Origin of the sequence: Sinorhizobium sp. CB7, assembly GCF_041357635.1 — a bacterium.
GTDB lineage: Bacteria > Pseudomonadota > Alphaproteobacteria > Rhizobiales > Rhizobiaceae > Rhizobium.
The window spans coordinates 15,459-34,857 of sequence record NZ_JAULLL010000030.1; the positions used below are offsets into that span (position 1 = coordinate 15,459).

At 61.8% G+C, this 19,399-nt stretch carries 14 protein-coding genes; 8 read left to right on the forward strand and 6 right to left on the reverse strand.

Annotation, left to right across the window (positions count from 1 at the left end; all coding sequences use genetic code 11):
- The first annotated feature begins 419 nt into the window (after positions 1 to 419).
- Positions 420 to 3,743: an NERD domain-containing protein gene (locus tag AAE029_RS33885; RefSeq protein WP_371077324.1), complete on the forward strand. Its 3,324-nt coding sequence runs from the start codon at positions 420 to 422 to the stop codon at positions 3,741 to 3,743.
- 32 nt (positions 3,744 to 3,775) lie between these two features.
- Here AAE029_RS33885 and AAE029_RS33890 read toward each other — a convergent pair whose 3' ends face one another.
- From AAE029_RS33890 to AAE029_RS33915, 6 genes are all read right to left on the reverse strand, one after another.
- Complete coding sequence (locus tag AAE029_RS33890; RefSeq protein WP_371077325.1) at positions 3,776 to 4,855, reverse strand: Ldh family oxidoreductase; 1,080 nt, start codon at positions 4,853 to 4,855, stop codon at positions 3,776 to 3,778.
- A 456-nt stretch (positions 4,856 to 5,311) separates the two neighbouring features.
- Positions 5,312 to 6,277, reverse strand: coding sequence for a hydroxyacid dehydrogenase (locus AAE029_RS33895; protein ID WP_371077326.1), 966 nt, complete (start codon positions 6,275 to 6,277; stop codon positions 5,312 to 5,314).
- Positions 6,278 to 6,325: 48 nt separating this feature from the next.
- Positions 6,326 to 7,309 carry a 4-hydroxythreonine-4-phosphate dehydrogenase PdxA gene (gene pdxA, locus AAE029_RS33900; protein WP_371077327.1) on the reverse strand — a complete coding sequence of 328 codons (984 nt, stop codon included), beginning with the start codon at positions 7,307 to 7,309 and terminating at the stop codon, positions 6,326 to 6,328.
- Positions 7,310 to 7,442: 133 nt separating this feature from the next.
- Positions 7,443 to 8,576, reverse strand: a complete 1,134-nt coding sequence (locus AAE029_RS33905) for an iron-containing alcohol dehydrogenase (protein ID WP_371077328.1) — start codon at positions 8,574 to 8,576, stop codon at positions 7,443 to 7,445.
- A gap of 840 nt (positions 8,577 to 9,416) precedes the next feature.
- Complete coding sequence (locus tag AAE029_RS33910) at positions 9,417 to 10,610, reverse strand: exo-alpha-sialidase (protein WP_371077329.1); 1,194 nt, start codon at positions 10,608 to 10,610, stop codon at positions 9,417 to 9,419.
- An 11-nt stretch (positions 10,611 to 10,621) separates the two neighbouring features.
- Positions 10,622 to 11,527: a dihydrodipicolinate synthase family protein gene (locus tag AAE029_RS33915; RefSeq protein ID WP_371077330.1), complete on the reverse strand. Its 906-nt coding sequence runs from the start codon at positions 11,525 to 11,527 to the stop codon at positions 10,622 to 10,624.
- 279 nt (positions 11,528 to 11,806) lie between these two features.
- Here AAE029_RS33915 and AAE029_RS33920 point away from each other — a divergent pair, with 279 nt between their 5' ends.
- The 7 genes from AAE029_RS33920 to AAE029_RS33950 all read left to right on the forward strand — a co-directional run bounded on the left by AAE029_RS33920 (position 11,807) and on the right by AAE029_RS33950 (position 19,374).
- Positions 11,807 to 13,447: an ABC transporter substrate-binding protein gene (locus AAE029_RS33920; RefSeq protein ID WP_371077331.1), complete on the forward strand. Its 1,641-nt coding sequence runs from the start codon at positions 11,807 to 11,809 to the stop codon at positions 13,445 to 13,447.
- A gap of 150 nt (positions 13,448 to 13,597) precedes the next feature.
- Positions 13,598 to 14,554 (forward strand): ABC transporter permease, encoded by a 957-nt coding sequence (locus AAE029_RS33925; RefSeq protein ID WP_371077332.1) that lies wholly within the window; start codon positions 13,598 to 13,600, stop codon positions 14,552 to 14,554.
- Between the two features lie 2 nt (positions 14,555 to 14,556).
- Positions 14,557 to 15,516 (forward strand): ABC transporter permease, encoded by a 960-nt coding sequence (locus AAE029_RS33930; RefSeq protein ID WP_371077333.1) that lies wholly within the window; start codon positions 14,557 to 14,559, stop codon positions 15,514 to 15,516.
- On the forward strand, positions 15,516 to 16,520 hold the full coding sequence (locus AAE029_RS33935) for an ABC transporter ATP-binding protein (RefSeq protein WP_371077334.1): 1,005 nt from the start codon (positions 15,516 to 15,518) through the stop codon (positions 16,518 to 16,520). Before AAE029_RS33930 ends, AAE029_RS33935 begins: the two co-directional genes overlap by 1 nt.
- Positions 16,520 to 17,512, forward strand: a complete 993-nt coding sequence (locus AAE029_RS33940; RefSeq protein WP_371077335.1) for an ABC transporter ATP-binding protein — start codon at positions 16,520 to 16,522, stop codon at positions 17,510 to 17,512. Before AAE029_RS33935 ends, AAE029_RS33940 begins: the two co-directional genes overlap by 1 nt.
- The gene (locus AAE029_RS33945; RefSeq protein WP_371077336.1) at positions 17,509 to 18,570 is read left to right on the forward strand and encodes a four-carbon acid sugar kinase family protein; all 1,062 of its coding nucleotides are present in this window, start codon (positions 17,509 to 17,511) and stop codon (positions 18,568 to 18,570) included. The genes AAE029_RS33940 and AAE029_RS33945 overlap by 4 nt, the downstream gene beginning before the upstream one ends.
- 24 nt (positions 18,571 to 18,594) lie before the next feature.
- The gene (locus tag AAE029_RS33950) at positions 18,595 to 19,374 is read left to right on the forward strand and encodes a FadR/GntR family transcriptional regulator (protein WP_371077337.1); all 780 of its coding nucleotides are present in this window, start codon (positions 18,595 to 18,597) and stop codon (positions 19,372 to 19,374) included.
- The last annotated feature ends 25 nt before the right edge of the window (positions 19,375 to 19,399 follow it).

Sequence of the window (19,399 nt, forward strand, 5' to 3'; positions counted from 1 at the left end):
GCGGTCATTGCATGAAATTGATGCCTGTGTGAGTAACATCTTCCGGTTGCTAAAACGTGAAACTTGCGGAAGGAAGGGACTTGAGAATGTAGTTTGCGGGGGCTGTGAACGGTAGCCGAAATTACTTCCTTGGACCAGCGCCCTTTAGGGCCGTCGCTGGGCCGGGCATGGTGCGCCGATACCAAGCGTGGGTGTGTGAGGATGCGGCGTCCTTGGCGATGACCGCAGCCTTGTCGAGATCGTCCTCGTCTTGCGCATCGTCTTCAGCGTGACAGTCAACGGCATTAGACCCTTGGCATCGCAACCTTGGTCGATGCGTTGCGATGTGGCTGTTGGCAAACGTAAATCTCTAGTGAGCGATGCTCCTATCTCGTGCATAGTTGGTCCATCAACAAACTTTTTGGCGCAAAGGAGCTGCAGTGGCCCCCATTGAGATTTTCATTGGAACCCCAATAGAACATGCATCGGAGCGGACTACCCTTGCGCGCGTGGTTGAGGTCCTGTCGGCGCAGGGCATCCCGGCAGTTATCCTCGCCAATGTGAACTTCGGCGGCCGGCAGATTGATCTCGCTATCGGCCTTGAACAGCGCACCCTCGTGATCGAGTCAAAAGGGTTCACCTCCGCTGTGCGCGGCACTGAAAACGGCAACTGGCATGTACGCGTTGCCACCGGCCGGTGGAAAGCGATTCCCAATCTTTACGATCAAGCTCTTGCTGAAAAGCTTGCGCTCCGTGACGCGATGGCGACGTTCGCTGGGACAACGGTCCCCTACCCTGATGCAGCGCTGGTGTTCGTTCCAGCTGTTCCGCCGGGTTCGACGCTCCCGAGTTGTGATTTCAAGGTATCGATTGGCGGCCTTGATGCGTTGCCAGACCTGATTGCGTCGACGGCCCACCGTGGCTGGTCGTTGGCTCAGTGGCGTTCATTTGCGGCTCATCATCGTTTGATTGCAGTCTCTTCGCTCGACGCGGCCTTGGACAACGAACTGCTCCAGGCCGAACAGTTGCTCAAGGCATATTGCGACGCATTCACGCGCACCTATGGCCCGCTCGCGTCTGCCATGATCCCGGTTCTGTGTGTTCGTGATGGTGAGGCGCTTTCCTCGGAAATTGTCGTCGAACGGGCAATGGAAGACAGCAATGTTTTGCTGATGGGAGCTTCCGGTTGCGGCAAAAGCCTTCTTGCCTATAAGACAGCTGTCGCCGCACTCGGTATCGGGTGTGTGCCGGTTATTATTCCGGCAAAGGATTTTGAGGGTAGTCTGCGCGATGTGGCGAACCGCGAGGCGGCACTGCTCGACGCTCCATCATCGGCTGCTGTGATTGCGGCTACGCGGTTGCTGGATCGGCGTATCTTTCTTCTCGTCGACGGTTATAACGAGTGCACACCCTCGGAGCGAGAGCGCCTGACACGAAGCATTGCGGCGGCCGTCAGGCGGTACGATGCACATGCCGTCGTGTCGACCAGGATCATGCTGGAGCGCTCTGACCTTCTTCCCACGCATAATTATGCCGTGCAGGCGCCGGATATGGGCATAAAGCGGGCTATTGCCCAGCAAGCCGCAGACGGTGCGTCGGTCGAAGCATTTTCTGATCTGCTCGGCACCGTTGGAAGCGGCCTTGAGGCAAGGATGATTGGTCAGCTTGGACAACAGCTGCCCGCCGGCACAAGCAAATATGGTCTGTTCGATGCCTACGTGCGCGAGCGGCTTGGCCCAGCCGCTTCGGATGGAATTCGCACCTTGTCCCGTATCGGTGGGATGATGATCGACCGGATCAGCTTCAGCCTGTCGGTTCGGGAGCTTGACCGGTTGTTGGATCGTGAGGGTGTCTCCGGCACTCTGTTGCAGACTCTTCAAGCAGCAAACATCTTGAACAAACGTGGCGACAGGGTGAGTTTCAGTCACGAAATGTTCCTGAATGTGTTTGTGGCCGAAGCGATTTTACGGCGCTCAGGTGACGATGCGGATGCGGTGGTGGCGGCGTTGGGGCAGCCGTCGCATGTGGAAATGAAGCCTTTCGTGCTGCAAGCGATCGAGGATGACCGCTTTCGCCGGCGGGTGTTATCCAACCTGTCGGACGCATGGGTCGTAAGGGCTTGTCTGGCCGGACAATTTGGAAGAGATGCTCAGCTTTGGGCAAACAAACGCTGCGACGATGTGCTTGCGCGGATCAGGCAAGAGATCGAGACGGTGCGGTTTGAGGTGTCGAAGGATTTTGTCTGGAACGTCGAGGCAAGGCCGGCGACTTTGCAGCAGTGGACGGAGCAGGATCGAGCGGTACTTGCAGCTATTCCACACGAACTTGTCGAGGGACGTCGCCTCGACGAAGTGCTCTATCTAATTGGCATGATGGATGAGCGGCTGGCCGAAGAGCATGGCAGGTTGCTTGAAGAGGCCAGGAAACAAAAGCTGGGCCTGCGTAGCGGTCTGTATGCGCTAAGTTACACGGGATTTGCGCGGCGCGAGATCGGCTTGGCGCAGATTTGTGGCCCTATCTATAGCGGGCATCTCTACAACGGGCCGAAAGTCGCAGCCAGTACAAAGCTGTTCGAGCGATTGCGCTCCAAAACCCTAAGCCCCGGTCAGGTCGGTTTGCTTATTGAACTCGACAAATATTCCGACCGGGATGCCCCTTCAATCGGACCCATTTTGCCGACTGTCCTGAAGCGTGTCTGGTCAAAGGCAGCCCATCACTTGCGCGTGGCACTCATGCACGCAGCTGGAATGAGTGCCGATGCGCTTAATGATCATGAGCGTCATGCCTTAATTACCGTCATCGAAGACCTGATGCCCACGAACAACGGATTCGATTCAACAGGTATGATTGATGCGCTGAAGTTTCTCGGCGCGCTGGATGACGACCAGGCGGAGCATGTCGCAAGCGTCAAAGCACAAATCGGAGCGGTACTGGCGAATCGTGGCGATCCCGAGATGTTTGATGTCGCAGCTGGCCTGTGGGACGCGCAATTCGATCATCCCTACGATGGTGCATATTGCGAAGCGTGGGGCGAGTTGTCTGACGACGACCGCAAAGCTCTGCTGGTGATGGCCGCGCAAAACGTTGATCACAATTCGATGTTCGCGCCTCCATTGATTGCGGAAGTGGCATCAAGCGGGGATCCGGCGGCCGGCCCTACCATTACGCGATGGACGGCTCCGCCGCCGAAAAATGAAGTGATGATCCAGGACGCCGTTCGTATCTTTGGAATGGCGCATGCTGCGCTTGCACGCCTGCATTATCCGCTGCCTAACCAGTCGGTAGAAGCCGTTCTTCCGGCCGAACAGGCGTTTCTGGCCTGTGGTGCGATTATCTATTGGCTCAACCGTGATGATCTTTCGTCCGCTGAACGCAGACTGAATTGCGCTGGGCCGCTTGCGATGTTGTCGAGGCATGAATTGGGTGTGGCGGCAGCGGTGATCGGGGAGTTTTTCGGCTCTGGCTATATGTTTTCTGAAAGCGCCCAACGACTCCCGGGATCGGAGCCGCTGGTCACATCGTTCGTCCGGGACTTTCCCGATGAAGTCGCCGCGATTTACCGCGCGGCGCTTGAACACCCGACACGTCAGACAGGGTATTTCGAGTTTTTCCGGACCGATGATGTAGTCGAGAAAGCACTGTCAAACCTCGGACACCTCGGCAACGCAAGCGATATTCCGCTACTTCGGGTCTGGTCAGTTCATCCTAAGCACGGCAACGTGGCGGTGCGGGCAATCAAGAAGATTGAAGAGGCATCCGCTTAAGCCCGAAAGGTGCCGCTCGATGGCGACATTTGCTACACAAGACCGCTCAATGTCAGGGGAAGAGCTACCTGCAATCGCTCGGCGTGCGGGATCAGCGACTGCATGATGCCGGGGAAGAGCGATACGCCTTCCTCCACGGCCTTTCTCTTGCGGGCGAGGCCGTTTTCGCCCGGCAGCCGCACCCGCTCGACGCCGGGGCAGGGCGGCGTTTCATGGCAGGCGTCGACAAGCCAGCCCGTCTGCCGGAGAAAGGCGGCGCGTCCGCCGAAAGCTTCCGGGTCGAAGACCTGGACCGTCACCGCGGCGTTGGTGCCCTTCGGCGCATCGGCGCGGCCGTAGCCGGCAAGTCCCTGCGTGAAGGCTTCGACATGCAGCGCCATGCCATAGCCCTTCTGTCCGTGATCCAGCCCGCCGGTCGGCAGCAGGGTGCCGCCGCGCTCGAGGACACGCGGATCGCGGCTCGGATTGCCGTTTTCGTCGAGAAGCCATTCGTGGTCGTATTGCCGGCCTTCGCGGATCAGCCGCTGCGCCATGTTGACGGTTGTGATCGAGGCGCTGATGTCGATCAGGATGGGATCGCCGGGGGTCGGAATTCCATGGGCGATCGGGTTCGGGGTGTAGATGCCCTTTCTGCCGCCGTAGGGCGCTACCTGTGCGCCGGACGGGCTCGAGCTTGCGATGCTGACCATGTAGCCGCGATCCGTCGCGATCGTCAGGTAGGCGGCGAGGCAGCCGATGTGATGGCTGTCGGCAATGCTGATCGTTGCCGTGCCGTATTGCGCGGTCCGTTCACAGGCGAGCTTGACGGCCTCCGACGTCAGCCAGGCGCCGGGCAGGCGGCGTCCGTTCCAGGCGATCGCGGGCCCGCGGTCGGAAATCACATGAGGTTCGCCCGCTCCCTTCATGACGCCGTCCGCAACGCTCTGCAGGTACCAGCCGGCAAGCGCGAGCCCATGGGTCGAGTGGCCGAGCAGATCGGCCTCCACGAGATAATGGGCCACCGCACCAGCCTTGTAGTCTTCGAGCCCGGCGGCGACGAACAGCGATCTTGCGAAGGCGCGCAGTGTGTCCGCCGGATACCGTCTTTCGGAGAAATTGGTCGAATCTGCCATGGAAGCTTCTCTCATGATTGAACCGCGCACATCTTTCGGCATCCGCTTCAGTTGTGAACTTTCGGGAGGTTGTCCGCGTTGACGCGTGAGTTAGGAGGTGCGCCTCTCTCCACCCTCATTGCTGTGCTTGTCACAGGAATCCAGCAGCGCCGTGTCCACGGCGCAGGAGAATCGCCTTTTCGCGATACCGGCAGATGGAGGAAGATCTGTTTGCCTGGTTCCATCATGACGATCTCGGAGAAGGTCGACCGGCTGGCAGGAGTCTTTTCGCCGTGCCGACGCACGGCGGCTGGATTCCTGTGACGAGCAGAGGAATGAGGGTGGGTGGACCAGCGTCCGCGCCAAACAACCACCATGGAAATCGTGGATTGGCGGGATATGCTCTGTATGTCACTCCTCACGTAGCCTCGTATCTTCCTCATTAACGCGGACAACCTCCCGAGAGTTTACAGCTCGCTAGCGCGCAAGAAAGCGCGGCGGCAGCTCTTCGCCGCGCAGGGTCTTCAGAACATTCTCGGCTGCGCATATCGACATGGCGCGTTTGGCGTCGAGCGTCACGCCGGCCACATGCGGGGTCACGATCGTATTCGGCAGCTTGAAGAGCGGGTTATCTGTGTCCGGCGGCTCGATCGCGAAGCTGTCGAGCCCGGCGCCGGCCAGATGTCCGGTTTGCAGCGCTTCGATCAGCGCCTCTTCCCCCACCACTTCGCCGCGGGCGGTGTTGACGAGATAGGCGCCTCGTTTCATCAAGGCGATGCGACGCGCGTCGATCAGGTTGCGCGTTTCCGGCGTCAGCGGACAGTGGAGGCTGACGATGTCGGCTTCCGCAAGCAACTTGTCGAGATCGGATTCGCGCAGGATGCCGCCGCCGAAGGCGGCGTCGGGCGCATGCGGATCATAGGCTGCGACCGTCATGCCGAGCGCCTGCGCCATCCGCGCGACCGCCTGTCCGATAAAGCCGAAGCCGACAAGAGCGAGTTGCTGGCCCCTGAGCTCGCGGCCGTAATACCGGTTCTTGTCCCAGACACCGTCGCGTATCAGCGCATCCTGGCGGGTGAGATCCTTCACGAGCGCCAGCATGAGGGCGAGCGCGTGTTCGGCGACGGATTGTCCGTTGCTGCCGGCCGTGATGGAAACCGGAATTTTGAGCCGGGTCGCCGCTTGGACATCGATATCGTTCGTACCGACGCCATGCTTGGCGATATGCTTCAGCCGGCCGCCGGCCTCCATCTCGTGCGATCCGAGCATATCGGCAATCAATCGCACGATCACGCCGTCCGGCCTGTGCGCTTCCATGATGGCGATCACAGCCAGGCGATCGGGATAGGGTCTGGTTGCGACGACCTTGATGCCGGCCTCTTCGAGGACCGCACGACCTTCCGGGGCAAGATCGCCGCCAAGCACGACAATTGTCTGATCCAAAGGCTCGCCTCCTCCTGACGCTACCTCGTTACCGGAACGCCTCCGGTGCTATTTCTCCCGCGGCGAGCGTGCCATGAGCCTGGCATAAGCGATCGCCGAAAGCATGTTGACGTGGTTTGCCTTGCCGGTTCCGGCAATGTCGAAGGCGGTGCCGTGGTCGACCGAGACACGGTCGATCGGCAGGCCGAGCGAGACGTTGACCGCGGTTTCGAAGGCGACAAGCTTGATCGGGATGTGGCCCTGGTCGTGATACTGGGCAATGACGAGGTCGAAGGCGCCGTTATAGGCGCGGGCAAAGACCGTATCGGCCGAGATCGGCCCGACCACGTCGAAGCTCTTGGCCTGCGCCTGCTCGACCGCGGGAGCAAGAAACTCCATGTCCTCGGTGCCGAACAGCCCGTTCTCGCCGCAATGCGGATTGAGCCCGGCGACGGCAATGCGCGGCTTCTTGCCGAGGCGCATGAAATGCTTGTGCCCGGCCTCGATGGTCGCAAGAACGCGTTCGGTCTTCGCCCGTTCGATCGCGCCCTTCAGCGAGACATGCGTCGAGACGTGGATCGTGTTCAGACGTTCGGAGGCGAGCAGCATGAAGGAGCTCTTCGAACCCGTCAGGTGGGCGAGCAGGCCGGTGTGGCCGTCAAAGTGATGGCCGGCGAGGTTCATCGATTCCTTGTTGATCGGCGCCGTCACGATGACATCGGCCTCGCCCGACATTGCGAGATCGACGGCACGGCGGATGTAGCGAACCGAAGCGTCACCGGCGACCGGGCTCACCTTGCCGATTTCCGGGAGGGCCGCGTCGAGCGGCACCTCATCGACGGCCACCGTGCGGCCGTCGCCCGATGCCGTGGGGCCGAAGTTGAGATCGACGCCCGTCGCGCGCCCGGCGCGCTCCAGGGCTTCGGTGTTGCCGACGATCACGAAATCGCGGCGCTCTTCCCTGGGCAGCGCGGCCAGCGCCTTGACGATAACCTCGGGGCCGACCCCTGCCGGATCGCCGAGCGTCACCGCAACTTTTGCATTCCTCTCCATCGGTCAGGATCCTTTTTTGAAACGTTAGCGGTTTAGAGCATTCAGCCTTTCACGGAAGCGCAGAACCGCTCTAACTTTTTGTTTTTACGCAATTCCGAACGGAAAACCGCTTCGCACTTTTCCTGGAATTGCTCTAGAAGGCCGCTTCGTAGATCGAGCGGATGTCCTCGCGCGTCAAGTCGCGCGGATTGTTGTCGAGCAGGCGGCGGATGGCGAAGGCGTCATCCGCCATGGCATCGAGATCGCTTTGCGGCACGCCGAGGCCCGAGAGCCGCATCTCGATGCCGAGCTCGGCGCAGAAAGCATAGGCGGCGTCGAAGACGGATTTGATGTCGTCCGAGGTCCGTCGGCCCAGGGCCTCCATGACGGCTTGCGTCTTTTCAGGAACGGAGGGCGTATTGAAGGCAAGCACATGCGGGAAGATCAGCGCATTCGCAGCGCCATGGGCCACATGCCAGCGGGTACCGAGCGGATAGGCAAGCGCATGGCCGCCGGCGGTGTTGACAGGTCCTAAGCAAAAGCCGCCATAGAGCGAGGCGAGCGAGAGCCCGGCGCGCGCCTCGGCATCGGAACCATCCCTGACGGCGCGGGCGAGATATTTGCCGACAAGGCGGGTGCCCTCGATCGCATAGATATCGATCATCGGATGCGCCTTGCGATTGGTGAAGGCTTCCACGCAATGGGCCATGGCATCGACGCCGGTCGCAGCGGTGGTGCGGGCGGGAACGGTGAAGGTCAATGCCGGGTCGACCACGGCGATATCGGCAAGCATGTGCAGGCTTTCGACGGCAAGCTTCGCCATGGTTGCCGGATCGGTTATCAGCGCGCGAATGCCGGCCTCGCTGCCCGTGCCTGATGTCGTCGGCACCTGGGCGAGTGCTGCCTTGCGCGGCCCGTGAACCCTGTTCGGCCCGACAACGTCGCGCAGCGTCTGCGAGGAGCCGGCGAGAACGGCAGCAAGCTTGGCGAGGTCCATGGCGCTGCCACCGCCGAAGCCGACGATCAGGTCCGCCTGTGCCGCTTCAGCCGCAGCGAGCACCTTGTCAAGATTGCCGGTATCCGGCTCCGGCGTCACATCGGAAAAAACCGAGACGTCGCCTTGCAGTTCAAGGACATCGACACGCGAGGCGTTGAACGCATCGGAAATGACAAGTGTGCGGCGATAGCCCTTCTCGGTCGCCCATTTCCCCAGCCGGCCCGCGGTGCCGACGCCGAACTCGATCAGATGCGGCCTGATAACCGTGATAGGCGAATCCAAACTGACCATTCCAGCGGTCCTCCCCAATGCGGCGGCGGATCAATTCCGCTATGATGTAAAGTTGTTATAGCAAGCGTGACTTTTTGACAAGGCGAGGGGTGGTGTTTTCTCTGTGTGATCTTCGATTTCAGTAGGGTTTGAATTGTAGATAATCAATCCAATACGCCTAGTGAATTGATTTTTCTGTAATTTCTCTGATGGTGTCGATTTTCGCGGTCTTCGTCGGCCTTAGCCTTTAAGCTACGAGACGACGTCGTATATTTGTAAAAAATCTACACCGCACGGAGAATATGAAACCGTGTCACCCCTGTCCTCGCCATCGGCACCGGATGCGCCCCTCTCGCCCTCATTCCTGTGCCTGTCACAGGAATCCAGCAGCGCCGTGTCCACGGCGCGGGAGACTCGCATGTTGCGGTGCTGGCCGAGGGGGAGAAAATCGTTTGGATAGCTCTGCCTCATACAGGGGTGAGTTTGCCCCCTTCTTCCACCCCAAACTCCGTCATCCTCGCCCTTGAGGCGAGGATCCATTTCCCATGGCTGCCTGTATGTGGATCCTCGGGTCGGAGCCCGAGGATGACGGAGTGTGGGAAAGGTGCTGATGCCAAACAGCTCCCTGCAGCCGGCGCCTACAGGAGTCTTTTCGCCGTGCCGACGCACGGCGGCTGGATTCCTGTGACAAGCACAGGAATGAGGGCGGGTGGGGTGGCGTCCGCGCCAGACAATAACCGCCGGACAGTGGCCATTGAGATCACGCGATGGCAGGGTCGCCCTGTGCGCCAACCTCACGCCGCTCTTCTCAGAAGGCCCTATCTCACACATTGACACGTGCAACTTCCCTAAAGCTCACATCTAGCCGATCGTATTTGCCGGCAGCCGCACATATTTGATCGCACGGCGATAATAGGTGTAGGCGATATGCAGCGTTCCATCGGGTCCTTCGACGATCGATGGATAGGAGAATTCTCGATTGAGCATGTCCTTGGAGTTGTTGCTGAGACAGGTGCCGTCGCCTGTATCGAGGTCGATGCGATGTTCGAACGTCCTGCCGCCATCATCGGAGATGGCGAGGCTGAGCGGAGCGCGCGGCACGCCCCAGACGGCCTTGCGTGACGGGCTTTCCCCGGCAGTCGTCGCGGGCGCGGAGCCGCTTTCGATCTCGTCATAGAGCGACTGGCGCCGTGCATCCGAGGTGGCGGCACTGCTGTGGTTGTAAACCATCGCAATCCTTCGATCTTTCAGAATCACCGCCTGGATCGAGGAATTGTTGTTGGGAAGATTGACCGGTCCCGGTCTGCTCCAGCTTTCGCCGTCGTCCTTAGATGATGCCGATAGGATATTCCCCGCGAAGCGGTTGCGGAAAAAGGCGATCATCTTGCCGCCGCCGAGCTTCAGGATGTTCATGTGCACGGCGCCGAGACTGTCCGGCACATCCTGCATCCGCCATGTCCGGCCCTGGTCGCGCGAGATCAGCACGCCGGCCGTGTCGGCATCGCCGCTCCAGCGCTGTCCCGGCAGGCTGACGCAGCGGAATGCGGGCAGCAGCCAGTCTTCGCGGAAGTTGACCACGATCGGCTGGCGCACGAAGGTTCCCGGCAGGTCGCAGAGGATGCGCGGTTCGCCGAAGTTTTTGCCGCCGTCCTCGGAGATGCGGCATTTGACAACCGCCCCATCCTGGTCGCCCGAGGTCTGCGATGTGTAGAGCAGCCAGACGCGCCCATCCGGCGCATTGAAAATCAAGGGATTTTGCTCGGATTTTGCCGGGTCGTCGGACATTTTTTCCGGCTCGGACCAGCGATCGGATCCGGGTACGAGACGCGACATGTAAATTGAGATGTCGCCCATTCCCTCCATCGTGCCGCCGAACCAGACGCAGGTCAGCGTTCCGTCGGGCAGGAAGGCAAGGTTTGCGGCGTGGTTCTGGATGCAGGGGGAGGGGAGATAGGCATCGCTGCGGCCGGCTTGCGCATCATTGGCCTTCAGAATGCCCGTCATCAGCGCCGGAACCGTTTCGGGCGCAAGACCTGTAAAGCTTGTGGAGCTCATGGAACTCTCCTTCACGGAAGTTGCGCATAGCCCGCCGAGAGGGCGGCGTATTCGGCATCGTTGAGTGCGACGAGCGGCGGGCGCGTCCGTTTCCAGGCGGCATTTCCGGTCTTCAGGCCGACCATCGCCTTGATCGTCGGGATCTGGACGTAGGAGTTCGACAGCGTGCGGTAGGCGTTGATGCGCGCCTGCGCCTTCTCGACGTCGGCAGCGCGGGTCTCGTCATGCACATGGTCGTAGACCGTGCGCAGCGAGTCCGCGACAAGGTTGGAAGTTGCGGTAATGCAGCCGGCGCCGCCGGCTTTCAGCAGCGGCAGCAGCAAGGGATCGGCGCCGCACAGGACCGAAAAGCCCGGGCAGGCCGTGATGATTGCCTGCATGTTGTTGAAATCGCCTGCAGATTCCTTGATGCCGACGACCGTCTCCGGGAAGGCCTTCACCAGCCGGCTGATCAGCGGGATCGATATCGGAACGCCTGAAACCTGAGGGATGTGATAGAGGATCACCTGCAGGCGGCGATCGGCCACCTTTTCCAGGATTTCGGAATAGGCGGCAAAAAGCCCGTCGTCGGAAACGCCCTTGTAATAGAATGGCGGCAGCATCACCACCTTCGTGACCCCGAGCGAAAGGGTGTGCCTCGTGAGTGCAACGGTCTCGGGGATGGCAACGACGCCCGTGCCGGGCAGGAGCTTGTCGGCCGGAATGCCGGCCTTCAGGGCTGCTTCCAGAAGTGTATGGCGTTCGGCCGTTGAGAACGAATTGGCCTCGCCGGTGGTGCCGAGAAGCGCCACGCCATGGCAGCCTTCGGCGATAAGCCGCTGGCAATGCTCGGTGAAGAGGCCTAGATCAGGGCTGCCATCGGCATTGAGAGGGGTGGTGGCGGCGCTGAATACGCCTGTAATCTTGTGATTGCTCAAGTTATCCTCCTCGTCAAGCCGAGCGCGCCTCGGCATGATCTTACCCCGTCGAGTTCATCGCAATGGGGCGGAGTTGTCAATCTTACAAGTTAACAGAAAGTTTTGTCAGTTTTATAATATATTGATCTATAATGATAAATATTTTTGTCCGCATCTTTTGAGCGACACTTTATTCTTTTCGATTGACAGATTTACAATATCGCGCAACTCTCCGGCATCATATCGCGCATCCTCGGGGAGGGTCTTTCGAGAGGCGCACCATGTTGCACGGAGGAGCAGATGAAAATTCGCAACGACCAGACCGTTTCGCAGATGTCGCGCCGCGATGCCCTCAAGCTCGGGCTTGCCGCCGGCGTCGGCTTCACCCTTTTCGGCATGAACGCGCGCATCGTGATGGCGCAGGAGGGCCAGGTCCTGAAGGCCATCAATCCGGCATTCGACCAGGACTGGTCGCCGCTGCGCGGTGGCGGCAGGACGTTCCGCTGGAACTCCTTCTGGTGGGCGTCGCCGATGTATTTCGATGCCGCAGGCAAGATCCAGCCCTATGTCTTCACGAGCTGGGAATCCCCTGACAACAAGGTGTGGACGTTCAAGATCGATCCGAAGGCCGTGTTCTCCGACGGCAGCAAGATTACGGCTGCGGACGTGAAGGGCTCCTGGGAAGTGGCCTCCATGCCGAACACCAAGAGCCAGCGCGCCGACCAAGTGCTCTCCAAGGTGCAGGGCTACAAGGAGATCGCCGGCGGCTCGGGCAACGAGCTGACGGGTGTCGCGACCCCCGACGAAGGCACGGTCGTCTGCACGCTGACCGAAGCCGACCCGATCTTCTTCATGCGGCTTGCGAACCACATCATCCCGGTCACCAAGGCATCGCAATCGCGCGGCAGCGACGGCGAGGAGGTCATCGATTGGTACCGGCCCGACAGCAATGCCGTCTATTCCGGCCCGTTCAAGCTGACGGCCATCGATATCGACACCGGCACGCTCACCTTCGAGCCGAACGAGAAATTCTTCGGCCCCAAGCCGAAGCTCGCCCGCATCGAGATCGCCTCGATCGAGGACAATGTCACCGCGACCTCGCTCATCCAGTCGGGCGAATACAACGCCCATACGGAGCTCGTCACCTCGACGATCATTCAGGACCTTGGTCCGGAATTCTCGGCGGGGCCGATCATCCCGACCAGCCAGCACTTCTGGTTCAACATTTCCCGCGCGCCGATGGACGATCCGAAGGTGCGCCAGGCCCTCATCATGGCGGTCGATCGAGACGCCCTCTTCATGGCCTCCTATCCGGATGGACCGCACAAGAAGGCGGACCAGATCCTCAATTCCGTGCCGGGCGCCGAGAATTCCGGTTTCGAGCCCTATCCTTATGATCCGGCCGGCGCCAAGAAGCTTCTGGCGGAATCGAGTTATGGCGGTCCGGAACGCCTGCCGAAGATCATGTTCGTCGGCATTTCCGCTCCGGCCATCGAGGCAGCCGCGCAGTTCATCGCCGAACAATGGCGGCAGAACCTCGGTATCACGGCCATCGACATGAAGCCGCAGCAGGACGCCTATGCCGGTCCGGACCAGAACTCGGTCCAGATCTTCCGCGACGACGTCGGCACCCGTGTTCCCGATGCCGTCTCCTATCTGACGGGCTGCATCGCTTCCACGTCCTCCAATGCGCAGAACAAGCTCGGCGGCTACAAGAACGAGAAGGTCGACAGCCTGCTCACTGAAGCCGCGCCCAAAGCGGTCGACGATCCGCAGCGCGTGAAGCTCGCCCAGGAAGCCCAGAAGGCGTTCCGCGAGGATTGGGCCTTCATTCCATGGTATTCTCAGGCCATGTCCCGCTGGGCGACGAAGGAGGTCAAGGGCATGGACAAGAACCTCGACTGGCAGGTCGTGGCGCCCTGGGACGTTTCCATCGGCTGAGCATAAGAAAGTCGCCCTCTATCGGGGCCGGCTACTGCAACAGGCAGCCGCGCGAGGACCGGAAGGTCTTCGCGCAAGTTTCAAGAAGAACAGGCTCGCTCCGCGGTTCGTTTCGCGGAGAACGCGCCGAACAACAGGTGGGAGGTGGCCTTGCTTCGCTACGTGTTAACGCGGTTTGCCATCTGGATTCCGTCCGTTCTCGTCGTCATGCTGGCCGTCTATGCGATGGCCTTCTACGGCGCCGGCGATCCGATCAAGCTGATATTCCTTCGCGCGCCGGGCGATGTCGCCTACAACCCGCAACGTATCGAGGCGATCCGCGAAAGCGCGGGCCTCAACAGGCCCTTCATCGAGCAGTTCGGCCTTTACATCTGGCACATGCTGCATGGCCAGTTCGGCAATTCGCTGAGCTCGGGCCGTTCGGTTTGGGCCATGGTCTCCGCCGCAGCTCCGGTTTCCTTCCAGCTTGCGCTCTGTTCCATCATCCTGACGGCGCTGGTTGCGATCCCGCTCGGCATGATCGCCGCGCTCAACCAGAACTCACGCATCGACTATACGATTCTCGGTTCGGCCCTGTTCCTGTGGGCAATCCCGGCCTATGTCGCAGGTCCCCTGCTGATGGTCGGCCTCATCGTGATCCTGCCGATGATCAAGGTGCCCTACGGCTGGGGCGGGGTGTTCGATATCCGCATCATCCTGCCGCTGATCGTGCTTTCCTTCCAGCCGATCGCGCTGATCGTGCGCCAGACGCGCGCCGCCGTCATCGAAGTGCTGTCGGAGGATTTCGTCCGCACCGCCCGGGCCAAGGGCGTGCCGGAAATCATGGTCGCGCTCAGGCATATCCTGCGCCCGGTGCTGACCCCCGTCGTCACCCAGCTAGGCCTCATCATGATCACCATCGTCAACGGCGCGATCTTTGTGGAGCTGGTCTTCGGTCTGCCCGGCCTCGGCCGCCTCACCGTGCAGGCGCTGACGAATTCGGATTACCCCGTCATCCTGGCGATCACGCTTATCGGATCCTTCCTGGTGATGCTGTCGAACCTTCTGGTGGACGTGCTCTACCCGCTGCTTGATCCGCGCGCCAACGACGCAAGAAGGAGCCGCTGACCATGTCCGCCATCCCTCTCCAGACGGCCGATACGGCCGAGGAACCGCCGGTCAGCCTGTGGCGCGACGCCTGGTATCGCCTGAAGCGCAACAAGCTCGCCGTCTTCGGCCTCATCGTCGTGCTGATCCTGGCCTTCGCCGCGATCTTCGGTCCCTACCTGACGCCCTATGATTATCTCAGCCAGGATCTGGCTGCCAGAAACGCGCCGCCGTCGCTGGCGCACTTTTTCGGCACTGATGATCTCGGCCGCGATGTCTTCAGCCGCGTGGTTTACGGCACACGCACGGCTTTCCTCGTCGCCGTCATCGTGACGCTCGTCGCGGTATTGATCGGGCTCACGCTCGGCGCCGTCGCCGGCTTCTTCGGCGATCCCTTCGACCGCGTCATCATGTGGCTGACTGACGTCACCATGTCGGTGCCGAACCTGCTCCTGGTCGTCGTCATCAATGCATCGCTGAAGTCGCCGATCACCAAGTGGATGGAAGCCCGCTACCTCGAGACGCTCAATCCCTTCTATCGCCAAACGATATGGGTCGACTTCATCCTGGTCTTCGGCTCGATGGCGCTGATCTCCTGGCCGCCCTATGCGCGCCTCGTCAGGGCCCAGGTGCTGTCGATCCGCAACCGGCCCTATATCACCGCCGCCCAGGCGCTCGGCCTTTCGAACTGGATCATCATCAAGCGCTACATCGTGCCGAATGCGCTGGGGCCGCTGATCGTTTCCGTCAGTGCCGGCCTCGGCACGGCGATGGTGCTCGAAAGCGCCTTCAGCTTCCTCGGCGTCGGCGTCAATCCGCCCACGCCCAGCTGGGGCAACATGATCTCGGACGGTCTGCGCGTCTGGCAGCACTATCCCCATCTTCTCGCCGCTCCGGCGGCTGTGCTCGGCCTTGCCTCGGTTGCCTTCAGCTTCCTTGGCGACGGTCTCAACGACGCGCTCAATCCGCGGGGAAGCAAGTGATGAACATGAAGACGAACGAACGCCTGCTTGATGTCCGCGATCTCACCGTCGAGATCGAGACCCGTCGCGGCCCCGCCGTCGTTGTCGATGGCATCGATCTCTACGTCAACAAGGGCGAGACGCTCGGCGTCGTCGGCGAGTCCGGCTGCGGCAAGAGCCTTACCATGCTGAGCCTGATGCGGCTTCTGCCGAACAAGATCAAGGTCACGAAGGGGGCTGCCAATTTCGATGGCCGCGACCTGCAGAAGATGTCGAATTCGGAGCTGCGCAAGGTGCGCGGCGGTGACATCGGCTTCGTCTTCCAAGATCCGATGACGTCGCTCAACCCGGTCATGCGCGTCGGCGATCAGATCTGCGAACCGCTGATCTATCACCGCAGGATATCGAAGGCGGAGGCCCGCACGCGCGCCGTCGAGCTGTTGCGACTCGTCGGCATTCCCGGTCCCGAAGAGCGTCTGCAGGCCTATCCGCACGAGCTTTCGGGCGGCATGCGCCAGCGCGTCATGATCGCGATCGGCCTTGCCTGCAATCCGAAGCTCCTGATCGCCGACGAGCCGACCACCGCGCTCGATGTGACCATCCAGGCCCAGATCGTCGACCTGGTGAAGGACCTTCGCGAGAAGCTCGGGATGTCGGTCGTCTGGATTACCCACGACCTTGCGCTGATTGCCGGCCTCGTCGATCGCGTCGCCGTGCTCTATGCGGGCACCGTCGTCGAGGATGCGCCGGTCGACGAGCTCTATGCCCGTCCGAGCCATCCCTATACGCGCGGGCTGCTCTCCTCTATCCCGAAGCTTTCGGATGCGCCGGCCAGCCGGCTGAGCTCGATCGGCGGCACGCCGCCGGAGCCGGGCCGCCGCCCCAAGGGCTGCCCCTTCGCGCCGCGCTGCCCGCTCGTCGAGGCGATCTGCCATGAGAAAGTGCCGCGGCTCGAGCCGCTGTCGGGCAGCAGCGATCACCGCGCGGCCTGTTTCGTCGTCCAGAGAATGCAGGAGGCTGCGTGATGGGTGCTCAACCGCTGCTCAAGGTCGAAAACCTCGTCAAGCATTTCCATGTCAAGCTCGGCGCCTTCGGTGAGCGCTCGGCGACGGTCTATGCGCTCGACAACGTCGATCTCGACATCATGGAAGGCGAAACGCTGAGCCTCGTCGGCGAATCCGGCTGCGGCAAGTCGACAACCGGCTTTACCATCCTCAATCTCTACAAGGCGACCAGCGGCAGGGTCGTCTACAAGGGCCAGGATCTCGCGACGCTCGACGAGAAGCAGATGCGGCCTTTCCGCCGCGACCTGCAGATCGTGTTCCAGGATCCCTATTCGACGCTCAATCCGCGCATGACGGTGGGCGAGGCGATCGGCGAGCCGATCCTCTTCCACAAGCTTGCCACCAAAGCGGAGCTCAAGGACCGGGTCGCGGCACTCTTGACCGATGTCGGCCTGCCGACGCGTTTTGCCCAGCGCTACCCGCACGAGCTTTCCGGCGGCCAGCGCCAGCGCGTGGTAATCGCCCGGGCGCTCGCCTGCCAGCCGAAATTCATCGTCTGCGACGAGGCGATCTCGGCGCTCGACGTCTCGATCCAGGCACAGATCATCAACCTCCTGCTCGATCTGCAGGAGAAATATGGCCTGACCTATCTCTTCATCGCCCATGACCTGGCGGTCGTGCGCCATATCAGCACGCGCGTCGGCGTCATGTATCTCGGCCGTCTTGCGGAGCTTGCGACGCGCGAGGAACTCTTCGACAATCCGCTGCACCCCTATACCAAGGCGCTGTTGTCCGCGGTACCGGAGACCGATCCCGAGCATGAGCGCAGCCGCAAGCGGCAGATCCTGCAGGGCGACGTACCGAGCCCGCTGAACCCGCCATCGGGCTGCCGTTTCCACACGCGCTGCCCGATCGCCATGGACGTCTGCAGCAAGGTGATCCCCGAGTGGAAGGCGGCGAAACCCGGCCACCTCGTCGCCTGTCACGCCGTCAATCCGGGGCAGGAAGCATGACGCTCAAGGCCGCCATCATCGCCGACGATCTGACGGGCGCGCTCGATACCGGCACGCCCTTCGTCGACTCCGGCCTTTCGGTCGCGGTCGCGGTCGATGTCGAGGCGGTGGCGGAAGCGCTTGCGGCCGGTTGCGATGTCGTCGTCATCAACACGGCTTCGCGGGCGCTGCCGGAGGAGGAGGCTGCCCGCCATGTACGCCGGGCGGCGGAGACGCTTCTTTCCGAAAGGCCCGGGGTCGTGATGAAGAAGATCGACTCCCGGCTGAAGGGCAATGTTGCGGCTGAAAGCATCGCGCTCGCCGAGGTGCTGGGGCTCAGGAACATCCTCGTTGCGCCGGCCATTCCGGATCAGGAACGCATGACCTATCGCGGCTGCGTCGTCGGCCGAGGTGTCGACAAGCCCTTGCCGATCGCCGATCTCTTCACCGGCCGCTCTGCGACCGTCAGCATCGCGGATGCCGAGAGCGACACCGATCTCGACTGGATCGTCGAGGATCACGACTGGCTCTCGACGCTTGCCGTCGGCGCCCGCGGCCTTGGCGCCGCGCTGGCGCGCCGTCTCGGCGAGGGTGCCCGCGCCGTCCCGGAATTTGCGGCGACGCGCAAGACGCTCTTTGCCTTCGGCTCCCGCGACCCGATCACGGTCGCGCAGATGGACCGGCTCGAAGCCGCCGGCGTTCTGCGCGCGGTCATCGATGCGCCGATGGGGCATCTCGCATGCGGGGAGGGGTTGGCGCTGCCGGCGCTGCTGCGCTGCACCGGCGAGATCTCCGCCGATGCCGCCGCGGTTGCCCGCCTCTTTGCCGGTGGCGTACATGCTGTCATCGAGGACACGAAACCGGATATGCTGATGGTCGGCGGCGGCGATACGGCGCTCGCCGTCTTCCAGGAGCTTGGAGCCAGGGTGTTGAGGCCGATGGGCGAGGTGGAGGCCGGCGTGCCGTGGTTCGAGCTGAGATCGGCCGATGGCCGGCATTTCCGATGTGCGGTAAAGTCCGGGGGCTTCGGCAATTCCGATAGTTTGCTAAGACTGATTCCCCGGAATCAGGCGGCTTGAGACAATGCCGCAAGGAGAACGAGATTGGCTGAAGTGAATGGGGCATCGTTGAAGGCGGAAGCGGGGAACGCGGAAGCGGGCCAGACCGGCAGGCCGGAACGCGGCAAGGCCGTGAAACTGGTCGACCGTGTCACGGATCAGCTGCTGGAGCGTATCCGCGCCGGCAACTATCCGCCGGATTCGCGCCTGCCAGGCGAACATGAGCTTGCCTCCATGCTCGGCGTCTCGCGCCCGATCGTGCGCGACGCGCTGGCGCGGCTGCGCGAGCAGGGCATCGTCTATGCGCGCCAGGGCGCCGGCACCTTCGTCAGCGCCCAGGGTTCGCCGACGGCGCAGCTTGCCTATTCGCCTGTAAAGACCATCGCCGATATCCAGCGCTGCTACGAATTCCGCCTGACGATCGAGCCGGCGGCCGCCTATTTCGCCGCCAAGCGCCGCGATGCCGCGGCCATCCAGAAGATCGCCGCGGCACTCGCAGACCTGCGCGAGGCGACGAACCATCAGCTTCACCGGTCGGACGCGGATTTCATCTTCCACCGCTCGGTCACGGAGGCCGCCAACAACCACTATTACACCGCCTCGATGGACGCGCTGAAGGCCCATATCGCCGTCGGCATGCATCTTCACGGCCTGTCGCTGCTCGGTCCGCGACAGGGACTGCAGCAGGTCTTCGACGAGCATGATGCCATCTACAAGGCGATCGCCGACGGCCGTGCGGAAGATGCGCGCGACCTGATGCAGGCGCATCTGGAGGGCTCGCGCGATCGTCTGTTCGAGGGAAGGGTGCTGGATCTGTCGTTTTGATTGCAGCGAATTCCCCTTCTCCCCA